The sequence below is a fragment of the Methylobacterium sp. CM6257 genome, from assembly GCF_054611515.1.
The window spans coordinates 2,924,221-2,943,602 of the sequence record NZ_CM137735.1; the positions used below are offsets into that span (position 1 = coordinate 2,924,221).

Annotated in this window: 19 protein-coding genes, 1 pseudogene and 2 riboswitches; of the genes and pseudogenes, 10 read left to right on the forward strand and 10 right to left on the reverse strand. The window is 72.6% G+C overall.

Going from position 1 to position 19,382, the window contains the following annotated elements; all coding sequences use genetic code 11:
* The first annotated feature begins 21 nt into the window (after positions 1-21).
* Positions 22-1,158, forward strand: coding sequence for a hypothetical protein (locus ACYCO6_RS14335; protein ID WP_459772410.1), 1,137 nt, complete (start codon positions 22-24; stop codon positions 1,156-1,158).
* 24 nt (positions 1,159-1,182) lie between these two features.
* Here ACYCO6_RS14335 and ACYCO6_RS14340 read toward each other — a convergent pair whose 3' ends face one another.
* Positions 1,183-1,530: an ArsR/SmtB family transcription factor gene (locus ACYCO6_RS14340; RefSeq protein ID WP_459772411.1), complete on the reverse strand. Its 348-nt coding sequence runs from the start codon at positions 1,528-1,530 to the stop codon at positions 1,183-1,185.
* A 107-nt stretch (positions 1,531-1,637) separates the two neighbouring features.
* On the opposite strand from ACYCO6_RS14340, the gene ACYCO6_RS14345 reads away from it, so the two are divergent.
* Positions 1,638-2,384, forward strand: coding sequence for a glucose 1-dehydrogenase (locus ACYCO6_RS14345; RefSeq protein WP_459772412.1), 747 nt, complete (start codon positions 1,638-1,640; stop codon positions 2,382-2,384).
* A 440-nt stretch (positions 2,385-2,824) separates the two neighbouring features.
* On the opposite strand, the pseudogene ACYCO6_RS14350 reads toward ACYCO6_RS14345, so the two are convergent.
* The 6 genes and pseudogenes from ACYCO6_RS14350 to ACYCO6_RS14375 all read right to left on the reverse strand — a co-directional run bounded on the left by ACYCO6_RS14350 (position 2,825) and on the right by ACYCO6_RS14375 (position 10,204).
* Positions 2,825-4,511, reverse strand: a pseudogene (locus tag ACYCO6_RS14350) (DEAD/DEAH box helicase).
* A gap of 9 nt (positions 4,512-4,520) precedes the next feature.
* Positions 4,521-5,309 carry a precorrin-6A synthase (deacetylating) gene (gene cobF, locus ACYCO6_RS14355; RefSeq protein ID WP_459772413.1) on the reverse strand — a complete coding sequence of 263 codons (789 nt, stop codon included), beginning with the start codon at positions 5,307-5,309 and terminating at the stop codon, positions 4,521-4,523.
* Between the two features lie 48 nt (positions 5,310-5,357).
* Positions 5,358-6,296 (reverse strand): ornithine cyclodeaminase family protein, encoded by a 939-nt coding sequence (locus ACYCO6_RS14360; protein ID WP_459772414.1) that lies wholly within the window; start codon positions 6,294-6,296, stop codon positions 5,358-5,360.
* 175 nt (positions 6,297-6,471) lie between these two features.
* On the reverse strand, positions 6,472-7,593 hold the full coding sequence (locus tag ACYCO6_RS14365) for a DSD1 family PLP-dependent enzyme (protein ID WP_459772415.1): 1,122 nt from the start codon (positions 7,591-7,593) through the stop codon (positions 6,472-6,474).
* Positions 7,594-7,635: 42 nt separating this feature from the next.
* The gene (locus ACYCO6_RS14370; RefSeq protein ID WP_459772416.1) at positions 7,636-8,775 is read right to left on the reverse strand and encodes a pyridoxal-phosphate dependent enzyme; all 1,140 of its coding nucleotides are present in this window, start codon (positions 8,773-8,775) and stop codon (positions 7,636-7,638) included.
* 166 nt (positions 8,776-8,941) lie between these two features.
* Positions 8,942-10,204 (reverse strand): D-amino acid dehydrogenase, encoded by a 1,263-nt coding sequence (locus ACYCO6_RS14375; protein WP_459772417.1) that lies wholly within the window; start codon positions 10,202-10,204, stop codon positions 8,942-8,944.
* Positions 10,205-10,269: 65 nt separating this feature from the next.
* Positions 10,270-10,379, reverse strand: a riboswitch (glycine riboswitch).
* Between the two features lie 3 nt (positions 10,380-10,382).
* Positions 10,383-10,486, reverse strand: a riboswitch (glycine riboswitch).
* Positions 10,487-10,789: 303 nt separating this feature from the next.
* Here ACYCO6_RS14375 and ACYCO6_RS14380 point away from each other — a divergent pair.
* Together ACYCO6_RS14380 and ACYCO6_RS14385 are read left to right on the forward strand one after the other, a co-directional pair.
* Positions 10,790-11,080 carry a hypothetical protein gene (locus ACYCO6_RS14380; RefSeq protein WP_459772418.1) on the forward strand — a complete coding sequence of 97 codons (291 nt, stop codon included), beginning with the start codon at positions 10,790-10,792 and terminating at the stop codon, positions 11,078-11,080.
* 81 nt (positions 11,081-11,161) lie between these two features.
* On the forward strand, positions 11,162-11,767 hold the full coding sequence (locus ACYCO6_RS14385) for a glutathione S-transferase (RefSeq protein ID WP_459772419.1): 606 nt from the start codon (positions 11,162-11,164) through the stop codon (positions 11,765-11,767).
* Between the two features lie 28 nt (positions 11,768-11,795).
* Here ACYCO6_RS14385 and ACYCO6_RS14390 read toward each other — a convergent pair whose 3' ends face one another.
* Both ACYCO6_RS14390 and argE read right to left on the reverse strand, forming a co-directional pair.
* Entirely contained in the window at positions 11,796-12,269 is a 474-nt protein-coding gene (locus ACYCO6_RS14390) for a DoxX family membrane protein (RefSeq protein ID WP_459772420.1), read from the reverse strand.
* A gap of 97 nt (positions 12,270-12,366) precedes the next feature.
* Positions 12,367-13,566 carry an acetylornithine deacetylase gene (argE, locus tag ACYCO6_RS14395; RefSeq protein WP_459772421.1) on the reverse strand — a complete coding sequence of 400 codons (1,200 nt, stop codon included), beginning with the start codon at positions 13,564-13,566 and terminating at the stop codon, positions 12,367-12,369.
* A 173-nt stretch (positions 13,567-13,739) separates the two neighbouring features.
* Here argE and ACYCO6_RS14400 point away from each other — a divergent pair, with 173 nt between their 5' ends.
* The 6 genes from ACYCO6_RS14400 to ACYCO6_RS14425 all read left to right on the forward strand — a co-directional run bounded on the left by ACYCO6_RS14400 (position 13,740) and on the right by ACYCO6_RS14425 (position 19,128).
* Complete coding sequence (locus tag ACYCO6_RS14400; protein ID WP_459772422.1) at positions 13,740-14,048, forward strand: hypothetical protein; 309 nt, start codon at positions 13,740-13,742, stop codon at positions 14,046-14,048.
* 64 nt (positions 14,049-14,112) lie between these two features.
* Entirely contained in the window at positions 14,113-14,979 is an 867-nt protein-coding gene (locus tag ACYCO6_RS14405; RefSeq protein ID WP_459772423.1) for an alpha/beta hydrolase, read from the forward strand.
* Positions 14,980-15,137: 158 nt separating this feature from the next.
* Complete coding sequence (locus ACYCO6_RS14410) at positions 15,138-15,818, forward strand: PDC sensor domain-containing protein (protein ID WP_459772424.1); 681 nt, start codon at positions 15,138-15,140, stop codon at positions 15,816-15,818.
* 54 nt (positions 15,819-15,872) lie between these two features.
* Positions 15,873-16,994 carry a sensor histidine kinase gene (locus tag ACYCO6_RS14415; RefSeq protein ID WP_459772425.1) on the forward strand — a complete coding sequence of 374 codons (1,122 nt, stop codon included), beginning with the start codon at positions 15,873-15,875 and terminating at the stop codon, positions 16,992-16,994.
* 766 nt (positions 16,995-17,760) lie between these two features.
* Complete coding sequence (locus tag ACYCO6_RS14420; protein ID WP_459772426.1) at positions 17,761-18,453, forward strand: carbonic anhydrase; 693 nt, start codon at positions 17,761-17,763, stop codon at positions 18,451-18,453.
* Between the two features lie 366 nt (positions 18,454-18,819).
* Positions 18,820-19,128, forward strand: a complete 309-nt coding sequence (locus tag ACYCO6_RS14425) for a hypothetical protein (protein WP_459772427.1) — start codon at positions 18,820-18,822, stop codon at positions 19,126-19,128.
* Positions 19,129-19,162: 34 nt separating this feature from the next.
* Here the strand turns inward: ACYCO6_RS14425 and ACYCO6_RS14430 are convergent, their stop codons facing one another.
* Positions 19,163-19,381: a hypothetical protein gene (locus ACYCO6_RS14430; RefSeq protein WP_459772428.1), complete on the reverse strand. Its 219-nt coding sequence runs from the start codon at positions 19,379-19,381 to the stop codon at positions 19,163-19,165.
* Between the last annotated feature and the right edge of the window lies 1 nt (position 19,382).

The window sequence follows — 19,382 nt, forward strand, 5'->3', positions numbered from 1 at the left end:
CGGCGAGATTGAGCGAATGCAGTGACCGGGATCAGGAATACGGCGGCCGCGACGCTCGCGAGGCGGCTCCACGGCTTTCGGAGCCTGGGCGACAATTGCGAGTTCGGGTTCGTGCAGCGCTACGGCGGCGTGGAGCCGTCCGGCCTGCTGCGGTTCTCCTACACGCCGATCGAGGATCTGATCCGCGGCCTGCACTGCGGATTCGCGGATTTCGGCGTGCCGGGCGACCTGCGTCTCTCCGTGAGCGAGGGCGGCACCTACTATTGCCACAGCCGGCACTACAACATCTGGGCGAATACCGGACATCCGGCCGGCTCGATCGACCCGGAGCTCCTGCTGGAGCGGGAGTACGGCCGCCTCGCCCATCTCAAGCGCAAGATGCTGGCCGATCTCGCCGACGGGTCGAAGATCCTGGTGCGCAAGGCCGGCCGCGACGAACCGGACTCCGACTTCGCGCGCCTGGCCAAGGCGGTCTGGGTGCACGGCCCCTCCACGCTGCTGCGCGTGCGCGAGGCCGGTCCGGGCTGGAGCCCGGAGCCCGCCCGGCGCGTCGCCGACCGCCTGATCGAGGGGACGGTGCGCCGCTTCGCCCCCGCCGAGCAGGCCTGGGACGTCGACCTGGAGCCCTGGATGCACCTCGTGGACAGCGCCTACGCGCTGGAGCGGGGCGAGGTGCAGACCCGTCTCGAGGCCGACGCCTTTCCGACGGCACTGTCCCTGTCGGGCAAGCTGCGCCGCCATGTCGGCCGACACCGGGACAAGGCGCTCAGCGCCTATACGAGGGCGGTCGACCCGGCCGGCTACAGCCCCGACACGATCTACGTGTTCTCGAGCTGGGTGTGGATCCCGGAGGCGTTCGGCGGGGAGCGGGTCTTTGCGGCCGCAGGCTACGCGCGCCTCGGCTGGCGCGATGCAGACCTGTCGCGACGCGAGTGCTGGCAGCGGGTCTGGGCCGCCGGGCGGATGCGCCGGGACGCGGACCGCGAACCTGTCGGGCTCGGCATGATCGGCACGCACCGGGACAGCTTCTGGTCCATCGGGGCACGGTTCAGCGAGGGGCCGATTCCGGGGGAGGAGCCCCAGCCGGCGGTCAGGATGCCGCCTGCCCGCTTCCCGGGCCAGGACCTTCTCGCCCGGCTGCGACCGCGGTTCCTGTGAGAGCCGCGCCGGTCGCGGCCTGACCTATTGCGGTGCCGCCTGGGCGGCTGTTGAGCGGGCATAGGCGCTCATGATCGCGGACAGCAGACCTGGAAAGCGCGCCTCCACCTCGGCGCAACGGGAATGGTTCCGCAACTCCACACCGTGCCGCTCACAGCGGATCAATCCAGCCTCGCGCAGTACCTTGAAATGGCTGGACAGCGACGATTTCGGAATCACCCGATCCCCCAGGGCAGAGACAGCCGAGCAGGCCTCGACGCACCCCAGGCTCGTGATCTTGGCGAAGATTGCCGCGCGGGAGGGGTCGGACAGCGCGTGGAGAATCGCTTCGGGTTGAACGTCCTCAATCGCGGGATGAAACAGGGGCCTCATATTTCGTCCATGTGGAGGGTTGATCCGCGACTCGCTAGTTCCAAAATTCCGAACTATGGGACCAGAGGACCCCTCCCGGGGCCGGCCCATGGTGAAGGCTAGCACACATGTCGAAGCTTGAAGGCAAAGTCGCCGTGGTGACCGGCGCATCGAAGGGCATTGGCGCTGCGATCGCCAAAGCGCTGGCGAAGGACGGCGCAGCCGTTGTGGTCAACTACGCATCGAGCAAAGCGGGGGCCGACATGGTCGTCGAGGCCATCACCGCGGCTGGAGGGAAAGCCATCGCGGTCCAGGGTGACGTCTCCAAAGCCGCGCAGGCACAGGGCCTGATCGAGGCGGCCGTCGAGCAGTTCGGCCGGCTCGACGTGCTGGTCAACAACTCCGGTATTTATGAGTTTGCATCGATCGAGGACGTGACCGAAGAGCACTATCGCCGTCTCTTCGACGTCAATGTGCTGGGCGTGCTGCTGACGACTCAGGCGGCAGCAAGGCATCTCGGGGAAGGCGGCAGCATCGTCAACATTTCGTCCGCCGTCACCAGCGTGCATACGCCGACCACGGCAGCCTATACCGGGACCAAGGGAGCGGTGAACGCGATCACGGGCGTCCTCGCCAACGAACTGGCTCCGCGCAAGATCCGGGTCAATGTGGTCAGCCCGGGCTTTGTGGTGACCGAGGGCACGCATTCGGCCGGCATCGTTGGGTCCGAGATGGAGGCCGGCCTCGTCGCACAGACACCGCTCGGCCGAGCCGGCCAGCCGGACGACATCGCCGGCGTGGTGGCGTTCCTCGCCTCCGACGATGCCCGCTGGGTCACGGGTGAGGAGATTACGGCCAGCGGCGGCATTCACTGACGCGGGACAGCCGCGCCTCCGCGCTTCCGCACCGGAAGAACGCGGAGGCGAAGATCCGGCCGCCCGCTTCAGGGGAGGGCGCGTCGCGGTTGCGGCCGTCCGCGGAGAACGCCGACAGTCGCCCAGACGGTGTCACCCGGGCGGCTCACCGATCCCATGTGCTGGACGGGGGCACGGGGCGACCTGCCACATGCGGACCCCGCACCTGCCGACGGTGTTCGCATAAGATATATTATGGAACCAAAGCTCCAGACTCGCCCGGGTGAGGGGCTCCGGCTGTCGTGTGGCCCTGCCACCGACTGACATTCTGGCACAGGTCCTGGCCGGATCTGTGGCGAGCTCCCGCGCGGCGCCGGATCGGCAACCCGTCGCCGGGCCCCACGAGGCGGGGCGTGGACCACCCGGGCGAGGGTGGTCCACGCCCCCTCCCCGCGGCGGCATCAGGCGGCCGGCCCGGCCAGACGGCGCACGTCGCCGAGGAGCCGGCCGTCGCCCGCACGGCACTCGATCTGCTCCGACATCCGGCCGGGCCGGATCCGGATCGCCGCCGGCCGGGTCAGCGTCTCGGCGCGCTCCAGGAACCCGGCGGCCGTCATCGGCGCGTCGCGGCCACCGCCGAGGCCACGCCACCACTGCACCGCCTTCTCCCGCTCATAGCCGCTGCGCTCAGGCCGCAGACGCACGCGCCAATCGGCCTGCGCGGCGCCATCCCGCCAGCCGAGCACGAGGTCGAGGCCGTCCGGTGCAGCCTCCAGGCTCAGCGTCGTGACCGGATGCCACGCGACCTCCGCCGCGGGGGCAGGGCCGGGGACAGAGCGCGTGAGATCGCCCGCAAGAATCGGCAGCTCGTCGTCGGCTGCGGCCTCGTGCGGGGCCTCGGCGTTCTCGTCCGCCGCCGGCTCCGTCCAGCACGCCTCGCAGGTGGAGGCGTTGAGGGCGATCAGGGCGCCGCAGCCGGGGCAGGGCTTAGCGCGCAGGCCCCCTGCCCCGCCGAGCACCTGGGCGGCGCTCCGGACGGTCACGGCATCGACCGGGCCGTGCATCCGTACCAGCCCGGCATAGTCGAGGATCAGCGCGTCGTCCTTGCCCGGCGCGCGGCGGAGCGCCCGGCCGACCTGCTGCACGTAGAGCCCGGTGCTGCGGGTCGGGCGCAGCAGCGCCACCAGATCGACCTCGGGCACGTTGAAGCCGGTGCCGAGCACGCCGACCGAGGTGAGGCAGCGGATCTGTCCGGCCCGGAACGCCGCCACGATCCGGTCGCGCTCCCGGCGGGGGGTCTCGCCCGAGACGGCCTCGCAGGAATAGCCCTCCGCCCGCACCGCGTCGCGCACGGCTTCTGCATGGGCGAGGCCGGCGCAGAAGGCGAGCCAAGCCCGGCGCCCGCGCCCGTATTCCGCGAGTTCCGCGACCGCCGCGCGGGTGATCCAGTCGCGGTTGACCGCCGCCTCCAGCTCGCCCGGGATGTAGTCGCCCCCGCGCCGGCCGACCCCCGAGACGTCGAGCTGGGTCAGCGTCGCCTTGGAGACGAGGGGTGCCAGGAAGCCGCGCCGGATCAGCTCGAACGTGTCGGCCTCGTAGGCGATCCCGGCGAACAGGCGGTGCTCGCCTTCGTCGAGGCGGCCCGAATCGAGCCGGTAGGGGGTGGCGGTGAAGCCCGCCACGCGCATGCCCCGGGTCAGCGCCCGCAGACCGGCCAGGAAGCGTCCGTAGCGGGTATCGGCGGCGCGCGGGATCAGGTGGGCCTCGTCGACGATCACGAGGTCGCGCGGTCCGACCGCATCGGGCCGGTCGGCCACCGACTGGATGCCGCAGACCAGCACCTGCGCCCCGGCTTCCCGCCGCCCGAGGCCGGCGGAGAAGATCCCGGCCGGCGCCTCCCGGCCAGTAGCGGGTCAGTTCCGAGAAATTCTGGGCGACGAGCTCGCGGCTGTGGGTGACGATCGCCACCCGGGCGAGGGGGTCTTCCTCCAGGGTCTCCCGGGCAAGCGCCGCGATGACCAGCGCCTTGCCGGCGCCGGTGGGCAGCACGATCAAGTGGCCGGGCACCGCCGCGTCGGCCCCTCCCCGCGCCCAGGCGGCCGAGAGCGCGTCGAGGCTGGCGCGCTGGTAGTCCCGCAGGCGCAGCATGGCGGCGGTCTAGTCGGGTTCGCCGGCCCTGTCCGTGGCGGCGCGGTCACGCCGCAGCAGGTAGATGTCCATGATCCAGCCGTGGCGGGCGCGGGCCTCGTCCCGGACCCGGCGGATCTCGTCGCCCACCGTGCCGAGGCGGCCGGAAACGAGGACCTCGTCCGGGCTGCCGAGATAGGCGCCCCAGTAGATCGTCAAGTCCGGGTCGAGATGCGCGAAAGCCGGGTCGCCGTCGAGCATGACGACGACGCTCTCCGCATCCGCCGGCCAGCCCGCGGCGAGGCGGCGGCCCGTGGTGATCAGCACCGATCCGCCGATGCCGTTCAGCGGCACGCCATGGCGGGCGGCGAGCACCTGCACGCTCGACAGGCCGGGGATCACCGTCCGGGTGAACCCCACGCGGCCACGGTCGGCGATCCGGTCGAGGATGCGGAGCACGCTGTCGTAGAGGGCAGGGTCCCCCCAGGCGAGGATCGCTCCCACCTCCCCCGGCCGGAGATGCGCCGCGAAGGCCGCCTCCAGCCGCTCGGCCCGGGCCGCGTGCCACGCCGCGACGGTGCTCCCGTAATCGGCCGGGCGGCGCTCCCGGGGTGGGTCCTCCACGGTGACGACCCGGTGGGGCTTGGCGATATGGGCCGCGCAGATCCGCCGGCGGATCGCCACGAGGTCGGCGGTCTCGGCGCGCTTGTCGAGCACGAACACCGCGTCGACGCCGGCGAGCGCCCGCACCGCCTGGAGGGTCAGGTGCTCGGGATCGCCCGTGCCGATGCCGATGACCCGGATCTGCCTGTCCTTCATGCCGTGCGGTCCTCCGCCGGGGCGGGGGAGGGCCGGCGTCGGCGTCCCCTACCCGCGTGCGTCGGCTTTGGCGAGGATCGCCCGCGCGATGGTCAGGTCCTGCAGGGCGATGCCGGAGGAATCGAACACGGTGATCTGGTCCGGATCCGTCCGGCCCCCCTCCCCGCTTCTGAGCACGTCGCCGAGCGCCCGCAGGCCCGCCAGGGCGGTCGCGGAGGCGTGCTGGAACTCGCCGATCACCCGGGATTGCTCCGGCAGGTCGCAGAACAGGCGCGCGCGCTCCAGCAGGGCGGGGGGCAGTTCCTGCTTGCCCTTCGCGTCCGCCCCCATGGCGGCGACATGCGTGCCGGGGCGGACCCAGGCGGCCTCGAACAGCGGCGCGCGGGCGGGCGTCGCCGTGACGATCACGTCGGCGGCCGTGCAGGCCTCCTGGGGGGAGGCTGCCCGCACGTCGAGTCCGGAAGCCCCCTGCCCCGCCAAGCGCTCGGCGAACCCCGCGACCTTGGTGGTGTCCCGGGCGACCACCAGCACCGTCTTGATCGGCAGCACCCGGGCGAGCGCCGCGCACTCGAACTCCGCCTGGTTCCCGGCCCCGAACACGGCGAGCACCGCCGAATCCGGCCGGGCGAGGACGCTGGCCGCCACCGCGTCGGCGGCGGCGGTCCGGTAGGCGTTGACCCGCCCCGCCTCGATGACCGTGTCGACGCGGCCGACATCCTGGTCGAACAGCAGGATCACCGAGTTGTGCCGCGGCAGGCCCCGGGCCGGGTTGCCCGGCCAGAAGGAGCCGACCTTCAGCCCGGCATAGTCGGCCGTGGAGCCCGACTTGATCGAGAACCGGTTGGTCGGCTCCGAGCCGTGCCCGAGCACCGCCGGGAACAGGGTGGTGCCCGGCGCCACCGCGGCGATCAGCGCCTCGCGGGCCGCCTCGAACGCCATGGCGTGATCGACCAAGGCGGCGGATTCCTCTTCCGAGATGAAGCGCATGAACGGCAAATCCTTCTTGTGCTCGGCCCCTCCTCTCCACGCCCGCATCCCGAGGTGCCGGAGCGCTAACGGCCTCCGGCCGGCTCCGCGGCCTCTGAGTCCGCCTTCGAAGGCCGTCGGCGCGGTCCGCCTCAGGATGAGGAGGTCTGGTGGGAGAAGCGCCTCTACCGATCGATCACAGGGTCATACCGCGGGCGGTGACCGGCCAGATCGCCTCGACCCGGCCGTTCCGCACGCCCACGTACCAGTCGTAGACGTTGACCGTCGGGTCGCAATGGCCCGGGATCAGCTTCAGGCGCTCGTTGAGCCTGAGCACGTTGCCGGGATCGCTGATCACCCCATGCTCGTCCGAGCACTTGACGTACTCCACGTCGTCCCGGCCGAAGACCACCGGCAGGCCGCTGTCGACGCTCTGCGCCTTCAGGCCGGCATCGCAGATCGCGACATCCGACTTCGCCTTACTCATGATCGCCGTGTAGATGAACAGGCTGTTCTCGAACTCGGCGATCGGCCGCCCTTCCGCGTCCTTCACCCGCTGGTAGTCCGCGTCCATGAAGACGTAGGAGCCGCACTGCAGCTCGTTGTAGACGCCGCTGCCGCCCTCCATGGCGAAGCTGCCGGTGCCGGCCCCCGCCACGATGGCGCAGTCGAGGCCCGCTCCCTTCAGCAGCTCGACGGTGCGCCGGGTCTCGTCGATCGCCGTCTGGATCAGGGCCTTGCGCTCGCCATAGTCGCGCACGTGCTGCGCCTTGCCCTGGTAGGCCTGCAGACCCGCGAAGGTCAGGCCCGGCGCCGCCGCGATCTTTCTCGCGATCGCCACCGCGGGCTCGCCCGGCGCGACGCCGCAGCGGCCGGCGCCGACGTCGATCTCCACGAGGCATTCGAGGGTGACGCCGTACTTCACCGCCGCCGCCGAGAGGTCGTCGACATTGCCGAGGTCGTCGACGCAGACCAGCACCCGCGCACGGGTGGCGAGCGCTGCGAGGCGCTCGATCTTCTTGGGCGCGACCACTTGGTTGGAGACCAGCACGTCGCGGATGCCGGCGCTCACCAGCGCCTCGGCCTCGCTGACCTTCTGGCAGCAGACACCGCAGGCGCCGCCCCGCTCGATCTGCATCACGGCGATGTCGGAGGACTTGTGCGTCTTGGCGTGCGCCCGGTGGCGCAGGCCGTGCTCCTTCATGAAGCGGCCGAGCTTGTCGATGTTGCGCTCGAGGGCGTCGAGGTCGACCAGCAGGCAGGGGGTGTCGACCTCCTCGACCGGCATCCCGACGCTGGCGGGGATGTTGTTGCGCATGGTGTGTCCTCCTGATCTGATGGTGGTGTCAGCGGGCGCGCGTCACGGGGCGAGACCCAGAAGCTCGGCGATCCGCGGCGTCGCCTTGATGCCCGTGCCGGTGAGCACCACCACGGTGGTCTCCTCGGGCCGGATCGCGCCGCGTCCGGTGAGGTCGGTGAGCGCCGCCGCCGCCATCGCGCAGGTCGGCTCGACGTAGAGACCGGAGCGGGCGAGCTCCATCAGGGCCGCCTCGATCGCCGGTTCGGAGACCGCCACGGTGCCGCCGCCGGATCGGCGAAGCGCCGCCAGAACCTCGCGGCCGCGCACCGGCTGGGCGATCGAGGCGCCCTCGGCCAGCGTCGGGCGCGGGGTGACGGGCACGAAATCCGCGGCGCCGGCCGCGAACCCCGCATGCAGGGGCGCGCAATGGGCCGGCTGCACCGCGAAGAGCCGCGGCAGGCGGGCGATCTCGCCCCGGCGCAGAAGCTCCGAGAAACCGATGTCGCAGCCCAGGATGTTGCTGCCCGCGCCGCAGGGGATGATGACGTTGTCGGGCGCGGAGAAGCCCAGATCCTCCCACAGCTCGTAGGCGAGCGTCTTGGTGCCCTGGAGGAAATGGGCCTGCCAGTTGTGGCTGGCGTAGAAGATCGACTCCGCCTGCCGCACGGCGGCGTCGGCGGTGTCCTGGCGGGAGCCGGGCACCAGTTCGACCTCGGCGCCGACGGCCCGCATCTGCACGGTCTTGGCCGGCGACGTGGAGGCCGGGACCAGGATCTTCGCCCGCATCCCGGCGGCGGCCGCGTAGGTCGCCACCGCGGCACCGCCGTTGCCGGAGGAATCCTCCAGCACCGCGTCGATCCCCTGCTGGCGCAGGATCGACAGCATCACGGCCGCGCCCCGATCCTTGAAGCTGCCGGAGGGCGCGAACCATTCGAGCTTGAAATGGGCATGGCCGCCCCGCCAGGGCCGGCGCACCAGCGGGGTGCAACCCTCGCCGAGCGTGACCGGGTCGGCCACCGCCACCGGCAGCGCGGCGGCGTAGCGCCAGAGGGAGCGCTTCGCCGTATCGATCTTCCCGCGGCCGATCCCCGGCAGGTCGGTGATCATCAGCGGACCGCCCGTCTCCGAGCGCCAGCGGGGCATCTCGATCGGGAAGGTCGCGCCGGTCGCGGGGTCGATATAGGCCGGGGACATGCGCATCGCGGCTCGGGTTCCGGGGCGGGTCGGACACATAATACAAAATAATCTTGCGCGGCGCGCCGTCTGTCGCGGAGAAAATGACGGCGCGCCCCGCGCTCCGGGGCGCGGTCCCGACGACCCGCCGAAGGACCTGAAGTCCTCCGGACGCCCGGATCCGCGGAGGCCGTCAGGCCGCGAGCCGCAGGACGGGCTTCTCCGGCGCGTGCTCTGCGGCAATCGCCTCGGCGACGATCTCGGCGGTGGCCCCTGAGAGGGTCCAGCCGAGATGGCCGTGGCCGGTGTTGTAGAACACGCCCGGCAGACGCCCGCGGCCGACCTTGGGCAGCATGTTCGGCAGCATCGGCCGCAGGCCGCTCCAGGCCACCACCCGGTCGGTGTCGACAAGGGGGAACTGCTCCCGGGTCCAGTCGACCAGCGGCTGGATCCGGTCGTGGCGGATGTCGCGGTTGAAGCCGTTGAACTCGGCGGTGCCGGCGACCCGCAGGCGCTCGTCGCCGAGCCGGCTCGTGACGATCTTGGCCGCCTCGTCGAGGATGCTCACCTCGGGAGCCGCCTTCTGGGCCTCCGGCGTCAGCAGGTTCACGGTGATCGAGTAGCCCTTCACCGGGTAGACGTTGACCCGGTCCCCGAGCCTCGCGGCGAAGTGCCGGCTGGCGCAGCCCGCGCAGATCACCACGGCGTCGGCGTGCAGGACCTGCGGCGCCCCGGCAGGGTGGGCAGCGGCACGCCAGCGGACGGCGTAGCCCCCCTCCCCCGGCGCCACCGTCTCGACGCTGGCATCCTGGACGAAGCGGACGCCCAGGCGGGCGCAGGCGGCGGCGAGGCCCCGGGTGAATTTGTGGATGTCGCCGGTGGCGTCCGACGGCGTGAAGAAGCCGCCGTGGTAGGTCCCGGCGAGCGCCGGCTCGATCGCCCGGATCTCCTCCGGGGTGACGGCGTAGCGCTCCAGGCCCCCCTCCTGCAGCAGCGCGTTGACGCCGTCCGCCTTCTCGAAGCTCGCCCGGTCCCGGTAGAAATGCAGGATGCCCCGGGTCTTCAGGTCGAAGTCGATCCCCTCGGCCTCCGCCATGGCGAACAGGGCCTGCCGGGCCCGGAGCGCCAGCCGCACGGTCTCCAGGGTGTTCTCGCGGTAATGGGCGATCTCGCGCACGAACTCGGCCATCCAGGAGAGTTTGTGCCAGGAGGGCTTGGGATTCATCAGCAGCGGCGCGTCCCGGCGCAGCATCCAGCGCAGGCCCTGGATCACCGTGGAGAGCTTGTTCCAGACCTCGGCGTTGCAGGCCGAGAGCTGGCCGCCATTGGCGAAGGAGGTCTCCATGGCGGCGTAGCGCTGCCGGTCGAGGACGGTGACGCGGTAGCCGCGCTGGGCGAGGGCGTAGGCGGTCGTCACGCCGGTGATGCCGGCGCCGATCACGGCGATGTGGGTCATGGGCTTGGACTCCGGGACTGGACGCGTGGAGGCCGTCCTCGAGCGGTCGGCCGGTTGCGCGCCCCATCTGTCCCGGTGCCTGAGAGCTTGATCCGGCCTGCCCTGGCGAGGCGATGCGCGGACGTCCCCTTCGGCGGGTGCCCACGAGTTCCACCCGCTGCACCACTCTCCAGATCGCCCTGACGACACGGTTCCGGTGCCTGAGAGTTTCCGGGGCGGTTGCTCCGTCGGCGCCGGGTCCGCCTCTGGTGGGCGGATCCCAGTCTCTCCCGCATCGTCGCGATGGGCTACCCCTTCGATACCCCGATTCGACCGCGCGGGAGAAGCCCGGATTCCCGGCATCCTGCCCGTTCCGGGGACAGCGGGTGCGCGCTGTCACCGGAAGCGGTCGAGCCCGACCGTCGTGGGACGGGCGGCGGACGAGCAACGGGTGGCCGGAGATGATGACGCGGCCGTAAGCTTCACCATGCCGGTCCGGGACTTTGTTTACGGTGGATAAACCTAAATTTTTACCAGGATACACTGATATCGCAAATATTATGGCGATTCCGAGCCACGATCCGATCGCGTTAAGACGTCCGCCGCATGCTGCCCCCGGTGAAGGACCTCGTATTCCAGGCGGATGATGCGATGGCGAAGTGGATACCCGGCGCGGCCGTGTTCGGCCTGCTGTGTCTGATGATCATCCCGGCACCCGGGATCTGGGGCGTGCTGATCGGCGCCACCTGCGTGCTGGCGATCGTCGTCAGCCTGTGCATGCTCGTCTTGGACCGGATGGCAACCCGCTTTCTCGCTTGGCGTGAGCGTGTCCGGCAGGCGCGTCGGAACCGGGCGCGGGCGGTGCATGCCGGATCCGGCATGGTGCGGAAGGTCTGACCGCCCGTCGGCCCCAAGGGGGCTGGATTCCGCCGGGCGAGAGTGCAAGGTCCCGGCGCCACGACCAACCGGGACGGTCCGATGAAGCTCCTCTACTCCCCCGCCTCTCCCTACGCGCGCAAGGTGCTGGTCCTCGCCCACGAGACCGGGCTGATCGGCCGGATCGCCGTCACCGCCGCCGGGGCCTCCCCGACCGGCCCTTCCGCGGAGGTCGCCGTCCACAACCCGCTGGGCAAGATCCCGGCCCTGGTGCTGGAGGACGGCACCGCGCTCTACGACAGCCGGGTGATCTGCGAGTATCTCGACAGCCTCTCGGCCGGCCCGCGCCTGTTCCCGGAAGGGGCTGCCCGCTGGGACACGCTGACCCGGCAGGCGCTAGCCGACGGCCTGCTCGATGCGGCGCTGCTCACCCGCTACGAGCGGGTGCTGCGGCCGGAATCCCAGCGCTGGGATGCCTGGGAGGCCGGCCAGATCGGCAAGATCACGGCGGCGCTGGACCGGTTCGAGACCCTGGTGGCGACCATGCCGGCGCTCGACATCGGCACCGTCGCGATGGCCTGCGCGCTGGGCTATCTCGACCTGCGCTTCCCCGACCTTGCCTGGCGCGAGGGTCGTCCGGCCGTGGCCGCATGGTACGCGGATTTCGAGCGCCGGCCCTCGATGGCCGCCACCGTCCCGAAGGGCTGAGGATCCGGGCGCCCGCGCGGCGCGGGCGCTACGGCCCGGCCCGATCGGCGGCCGCGTAGGGATGCGTGGACCCGAGCGGGTCAGCGAAGAAGTTCTGGACCGTCCCGGCCCCGGTGCCGAAGGTGATGAGCAGGAAGCCGCCCGCGAGCGCGAAGTTCTTGAGGAAATCCCAGAACAGCTCGCGGCCCTTGCCGCCGGCCCAGAAGTCACCCGGCACCCAGAACTGCTTCCACAGGAGCGCCGTGACGCCGCAATAGCCGGCGAGCACGAAGGCGGCGGCCCGGTCGGCGGTGCCGGTCAGGATGCACAGCGACATCCCGATCTCCACGCAGAGCCCGATCAGGATCAGCAGCGTGGCGGGCCCCGTGGCGTGCACGGCCTGCCGCGCCTGGCCGACCGCACCCTTGAAGTTCAGGATCTTGTCGAGGGCGCTGAACGGCAGGAACAGCAGCACGAGGAGCAGGCGGACGCCGAACGCGATCGCGACGCTGAGGCTGGCCATGCGCGGAACCGACTCCCGACCCGGCCCGGCTCGGGCCGCTGATCCAAGCCGCGAGCGGCGCAAAGGTTTCTTCCACGCGCCCGCTCGGCAGAGCGCCTCAGCCCCGACACGCCCGGATCAGCCGCCGCACGAAGCCCGCGCAGGCCTCGAGCTCGTCCCGGGTGACGTACTCGTCCGCCCTGTGGGCGCGGGCGATGGAGCCGGGGCCGATCACCACGGCGGGGACGCCCCCGAGCCGCTCGAACAGGCCACCCTCCGTCCCGTACGAGACTTTGGCGTGGCCGTTGCGGCCGGCGAGCCGCTTGGCCAGCGTCACGATCGGTGCCTCCGGGTCGGTGTCGAGGCCCGGATAGTCGATCAGCGGCTCGACAGCGACGCCGCAGGCGGGGTCCCCCGCCCGCATCAGCGGCGCCAGCGTCCCGGTGGCGTAGGCGATCGCCGCGCCCGCCAGCGCCCCGGCGTCGTCCGCCCCGATCGCCCGATACTCGAACTCGACGCTACAGGTGTCGGGCACGATGTTGAGCGCCGTGCCGCCCCGGACCACGCTCGACAGGCCGGTCGTGTGGGGCACGTCGTAGAGGGGGTCGCGGGCGCCGTCCCGGGCGAGCGCCTCCGCGGACAGCCGGACATGCTCGATGAAGCGGGCGGCGTATTCCACCGCGTTGACACCCTGGGGCGCCAGGGCCGAGTGGCTGGCCTTGCCCCGGAAGGTGAGGCGCGCGGCCGACTTGCCCTTGTGGCCGATCACCACGTCCATCCCGGTGGGCTCGCCCACGAAGCAGCCGAGCGGCCGCGGCACGCGCTCCAGCATCCGGGCGATCAGCGGACGCACCCCGAGGCAGCCGATCTCCTCGTCGTACGAGATCGCGAGGTGGATCGGGGTCGCGAGGTCCGCGGCGACCATCTCGGGCAGGAGCGCGAGGCAGACCGCCAAGAACCCCTTCATGTCGGAGGTGCCCCGCCCGTAGAGCCGTCCCGCCTCTTCCCGGAGGCGGAACGGGTCCGACGACCAGGGCTGGCTCTCGGCCGGCACCACGTCGCTGTGGCCGGAGAGCACGTAGCCGGGGCGCGTCTCGAAGGGGCCGACGCTCACCAACAGCGCCGCCTTCCGGCCGCTCGGGTCGCCCACACGCTCCACCGCGGCGCCGTGGCGGTGGCAGAAGGCCTCCACCCAGTCGATCAGCGGCAGGTTGGAGCGGGCGCTCACCGTGTCGAAAGCGACGAGGGTCGCGAGCAGCCCCACCGGATCGGGTGACCCGGTGGGACGCAGGGCGGCGTTCTGTTCGGGCTCTGACATGGACCGTCCGGACCGTTCGCGCGGATCACCCCGGCTGAGGGCATCCGGCTTCCTACGGGGTTTTCGGCGCGGTGGGGATACCGGAATATCCGGTCCGTCCGACCATGTCCCGGAACCCCGAGGGCACCCGCGGCGTAGCTGCCGGTGCCGCCCCTCCGCGTCGAGCCCGAATCATGCGCGCCGGTCCGAAGCCGATCCACGCAGTCCTGATCCTCCCGCTCCTGATGCCGGCGGTGCTCCCGGCCGAAGCCCGGCCGCATCCCGGGCGGCCCCACCGGGCGGTCTCCGGCACGGCGTCCGACATGGACCGGACGCTCGCCCGCATGGCCGCGCGCGGCCGGCTCCGGGACTGGCGGGCCTGGGAGGCGCCGAGCCCCCTCGCCCGGGTCTTCGCCCCGGCCACGCGGGAGCGGGTCGCGGCTCCGCCCTTCACGGGCTGGGGCTATGGCGGCACGATCCCGGGAGCCCGGCCCGGCTTCTGACCCGCCTCGACCCGGGCCCGTCGGCCTGCCATGGTGCGACCGGGGCGACCGGAGACGACCCACGATGGTTCTGGACTTCCGCCTGGACGACCCGACCCCTGCGGATCCGCGCCGCCGCTGGGCCACCCTCGACCAGGAGGCACGGGACGCCTGCTACGACAACACCCGGGCGGTGCACGACAGCGCCCGGCAGGTCGCCGACCGGGATGCCGCCTCGGCCGCCTACCGGGCCGCGCATCCGGCCGGCCTCGACCTGCCCTACGGCCCCGGCCCCTGCAACGCCGTCGACCTCTACCCGGCCCGGGACGGCGCGGCGCCCTGCCTGGTCTTCCTCCACGGCGGCTACTGGCAGCGGGGCGCCCGGGAGCTGTTCGCCTGCTTCGCGCAAGGCCCGAACGCCGCCGGCTGGTCGGTGGCGATGGTCGGCTACACCCTCGCCCCGGAGGCGAGCCTCACCCGGATCGTGGCCGAGATCGGCACGGCCCTCGACTGGATCTCCGCGCAGGGGCCCGCCCACGGCATCCGCGGCCCCCTGGTCCTGTCGGGCTGGTCGGCGGGCGGGCTGCTCACCGCGATGCAGCTCGGCCACCCGGCGGTGGCGGCGGGGCTCGCGATCTCCGGCGTCTACGATCTCGCGCCGATCCGCCAGACCTATCTCGACGCCAAGCTGAGCCTCACGGATACGGAGGTCGAGACCCTCTCGCCGCTGCGCCTGCCGGCGGTGGGCAAGCCGATGTGCATCGCCTACGGCACCCGCGAGCTGCCGGCCCTGATCCACGACGCCCGCAACCTGCACGCGCTCCGGGCGGCAGCCCACGCCCCGGGCCCCCTGCTGCCGGTGCCCGGCACCGAGCACTTCTCGGTGCTCGACGCGCTGCGCCGCCCGGACGGGATCCTGGTGCGGGCGGCCCACGCCCTGCTCGGAGGCTGAGGGGACCGGGTCAGCCGGGTGCATATTTGCAACTCCCGATAGCAATAGTGGAGCCGGGGAAGTCGATCCTGCCTTGCTGAGGCTCCTGGCGCGTGCTGAGAAGGCCTTGCGGGCGCAGTCCCCTTCCGCCGGGGCGGGCCGGATCCGAGGGAGATCGGATGCAAGCGGTCGCGCGATCGGAATCCCCTGCGGCGGCCGCGCATGCCGAGCCCGTAGCCCGGGCCGGGCTCCACCGCGGGCCGGCGCCGCGGCTGCGCGTCGTGCTGGCGCTGGGCTTCGGCACCGTGGGTTTCCTGGCCACCTTGGCACTCTCCGCCCTGGTGAGCCACGAGGCGAGCCGCCGGCTCGAGGCGGAGGTCGGCGGCCAACTCGCCGAGATCGCCGGACAGATGGCGCGGGGTCTCGACCTCGGGATGTTCGAGCGCTGGCGCGATATCCAGATCGCCTCCGCCTCGGACAGCCTGCGCGATCCCGGCGCGGGGGCCGCCGCCAAGCGCGCCGTGATGGCGCGGCTCCAGACGACCTACCCGGCCTACTCGCTCATCGGGCTGATCGACGCGGACGGGCGCGTGGCGGTGACCAGCACCGGCGCCCTGGAGGGCGCCGACGTATCCGATCGCGACTATTTCCGCGCGGGCCGGGAGAGGGCCTTCGTGGGGGGCGTGCATCCGGCCAGGTTGCTGCAGGCGCCCCCGGGCACGGCGGCCGCCCGCGAGCCCCCGCGCCTCCTCGATCTCGCGGCCCCGGTCCGGGCCACGGACGGCCGCGTCCTCGGGGTGCTCGCCGCCCATCTCGACTGGGCCTGGGCGCGCGACATGGCGCGCCTCCTCGAAGGCTAGCTCCGGGGCCATCGGCAGGGGGCCGAGATCCTGATCCTGTCCCGCGACGGCACCGTGCTGCTCGGACCGGCCGCCCAGCAGGGCGCCCCCGTGCCCCGGGCGCTTCCGGCGGACGGGCGTCCCCTGGATGCGCAGGGCACGAGCCGGGTCGGCCCCTGGCCCGACGGCACCGCCGCCTATCTCAGCGCCAGCGCGCGCACGGCCGGCTACCGCGATTATCCCGGCCTCGGCTGGCAGGTGGTGGTGCGCCAGACGGCCGACCGGGCCCTGGCCTCGGTGACGGCCCTACGCTGGAGCATCCTGGCGACGGGCAGCACCGTGGCGCTCGCGGCGGCGCTCCTCGCGTGGCTGCTCGCCGGCCTGATCGCCCGTCCCCTGCGGGAGCTGGCGGCGGCCGCGGGCGCGCTGGGCCGGGACCGGCCGCTGCCCCCGCTTCCCCGCTCCCCCGTTCGGGAGGGTGCGATGATCGCCGACGCCCTGAGTGCGGCCGCGGAGGAGCTGACCCGGCGCGCGGAGGCCCACCGGCTCCTGATCGACGAACTCAACCACCGGGTGAAGAACACCCTGGCCACCGTGCAGTCGATGGCAGCGCAGAGCCTGAAGAATCTCGGCAGCGGCGCCGCGGCCGGACGCGACGCCTTCGAGGCACGGCTGCTCGCTCTTTCGCGCGCCCACGACATCCTGACGCGCGAGAGCTGGGCGAGCGCCGATCTGCGGGGCATCGCCGGCCAGGCCGTGCGCCCCTTCCTGAGCCCGGCCTCGCCCGGCGAGGAGGCGGTGCGCATCACCCTGGAGGGACCCGACCTGCGGGTGCCGCCCGCGGTGGCGCTGGCCCTCACGATGATCCTGCACGAGTTGTGCACCAACGCGGTCAAGCACGGCGCCCTCTCGGTTCCGGGCGGCCGGGCGGCGCTGGCCTGGGCGCTGGAGACCGGGCCGGGCGCCCGGATCCTGCGGATGACCTGGCGCGAGCGGGGCGGGCCCCCGGTCGCGCCGCCGTCGCGGAGCGGCTTCGGCACCCGCCTGCTGGAGCGGGGCTTCGCCGGGCGGAACACCGCCAGCCTCGCCTACGAGGCTGAGGGGTTCGTCTATGTGGCGGCGAGCCCCCTGCCCGTCCCCGGGCGCGCGGAGGCCGACGCGGCCCCGCCGCGGCGTCTCCGGGCCGGGCGGGCCTGATCCGCTTCCGCTCGCCTTCCCCGGTCGGCCGCGCCCACCCGCCATCGCCTGCGCGGCGAGACGACCCAGGACGGCGCGAGGCGAGGGACAGCTTCGCTCCGCAAGGAGGACGGCCACGTGTCCGAACGCCTCATCGTCGGGCCGGCGTCCCGCGCGCAGGATGGGCGGCGAGTCTTGATTCCGCCGCCGGCTTCGTGATGAGACAAAGACGTGCGTCCGCGCACGCAGTAAGATCAAAGATGAGGATGACGTATCTTACCGGTTTATAGGGTCGACGCGCACATCAAATCCTGCCGAGCTTGGCTAGTGCTCGACCTGCCGGCACGGGACACGGTGTCCCGCGCCTCAGGACGACCACGTGGGGGAACGCGATGACGCGCGCAGGCGCCCGGCACTTCCCGGCTCTCGGCCTTGCGTGGCCTCCCGGCCGACACCTTGGCCAACGCCGTGGCGCTGCCCGGAGCGGCCCAGGCGGGCGCGGGCGACGGAGGCCGTCAACCCGTCGGCGGCCAGAGGGGCTCCTCCGTCGCCGGTCCCGCCCACGACCCGCGCGCGCTCCCTCCGCAGCGCCGGCGCACCGGCCAGCTCCTCGGCGCTCCGAGGATCGAGGACGGGGTCGCGGTCCCGCACGGTGGGATCGATTCCCGCTGGGCGTCCGGGCCGCACAGCCGGCCCCCGGCATCCTCACGCTCCCGTCCGGCCTGCCCTTCCGGGCGCGCGGCCGAGCCCCAGGGCCCCTCGCCGTCCCAGCTTCGGAGTTCCCGCCATGAACACCCTCATCCAGGGCATCGCCACCTTCCAGGGCCATGTCTTCCCCGGCCAGCGGCAGATGTACCAGCAGCTCGTGCGCGACGGTCAGCATCCGAGCGCGCTGATCATCGCCTGCGCGGCTTCCCGCGTCTCCCCCGAGCACATCACCCAGGCCGGGCCGGGCGAGCTGTTCGTCTGCCGCAACGCCGGCAACATCGTGCCCCCGGCCTCCGACGTGGTCGGCGGCGTCTCCTCGGCGATCGAGTACGCCGTGGTGGCGCTCGGCGTGCGCGACGTCGTCGTCTGCAGCCATTCCGATTGCGGCGCCATGAAGGGCCTGATGAACCGGGACCTCGTGGCGCGGATGCCCAGCGTTGCGGCCTGGCTGCACCACGCGGCGGCCGCCGAGCGCATCGTCTGCGAGGCTTATCCCGAGGGGATGGACGCGAAGGCGCGCCACCACGCCCTGGCCCTGGAGAACGTGGTGGTGCAGCTCTCCAACCTGCGCACCCATCCGAGCGTCGCGGCCGCCCTCGCCAAGGGGTCCTTGCGCCTGCACGGCTGGTTCTTCGAGATCGAGACCGGCGCGCTCTTGGCCTATGACGGCTTGAGCGGGCGCTTCCGGCCGATCGGGGAGGCCGACATGCCCGTGGCCCAGGATTCCGTGGCCCAGGATTCGTGCGTCGGCGGCCGCAGGCAGGCGGCGTGAGCGTGAGGTCGGGATCCCCGGCAGCTTCCGCGCCGGCCTGATGCCGGGCGGAGGCCTGCATGGAGCGGGGCGAGATCCTGACGGGCGCGCCACGCGGTCGCCGCCGGCGCCGAAATCCTGCGCGCGACCGCCGCGGCGGTCGCGCAGGCAAGACGAGCCGCGGACCCGCTTCGACCGGGACCCCGGGGCGCCGGGCACCGGCAGCCCGATCTGCCGCTGGCCGCAGTGACCGGGCGGCGCGATCTTCGGAGCCGGTTAAGCGTGAATCTTCGCGCTGCCTTAACGAGATTCGGTCATACGCGACCGGTCCGGCCGACCCGCCGCGCGGGACCGGCCGGCGGATCGTTCTCGGCAGGAGCTTCGTCGATGCTCAGGTTCCTCGCAACGCCGGCCGCCTGCCTGGCCCTCTGCGTCGCCGCCGCCGCGCAAGATGGGCCCGGACTCGCAACCGTGAGCCCGCCCGATCTGGGGCAGCCGGTGGCCGCGAGCCCCAACACTCCGCAGCGCAGCCCGGAACAGGGAGGCGGGCCTCTCGGCAGCTTCACGCTCCGCAGCGCGGAGCCCGGCGCGGCCCAGACCGTCGCCGACCTGAACCCCCCCACCGGGGTGTCCAAGCCCTGGTGCGCGCAGGAGCGCCGGGTCGGCACCGGCGCCGGCTTCTGCCTGGTCAACTGAACCGGACCGGCGGGCGCCGCCTGTCCCGGCCGGTTCAGGAGGCTGCGTAGACCGAGATCTCGTCGTAGGTCTCGCCGGCCCCCGGCGTGTAGTCGAGGCAGGCGACGAGCAGCACCAGCACGGCCGCTGCGACGGCCGCGGCGGCGAGCACCCGCGTCAGGATCTCCGCATGCGCGCGAGCCGCGTGGATCACCGCGCAGCCCAGCACGAAGGCGCAGAGCTGCGCGGCCGGCGCCGTGAAGGAAGCCGTCACC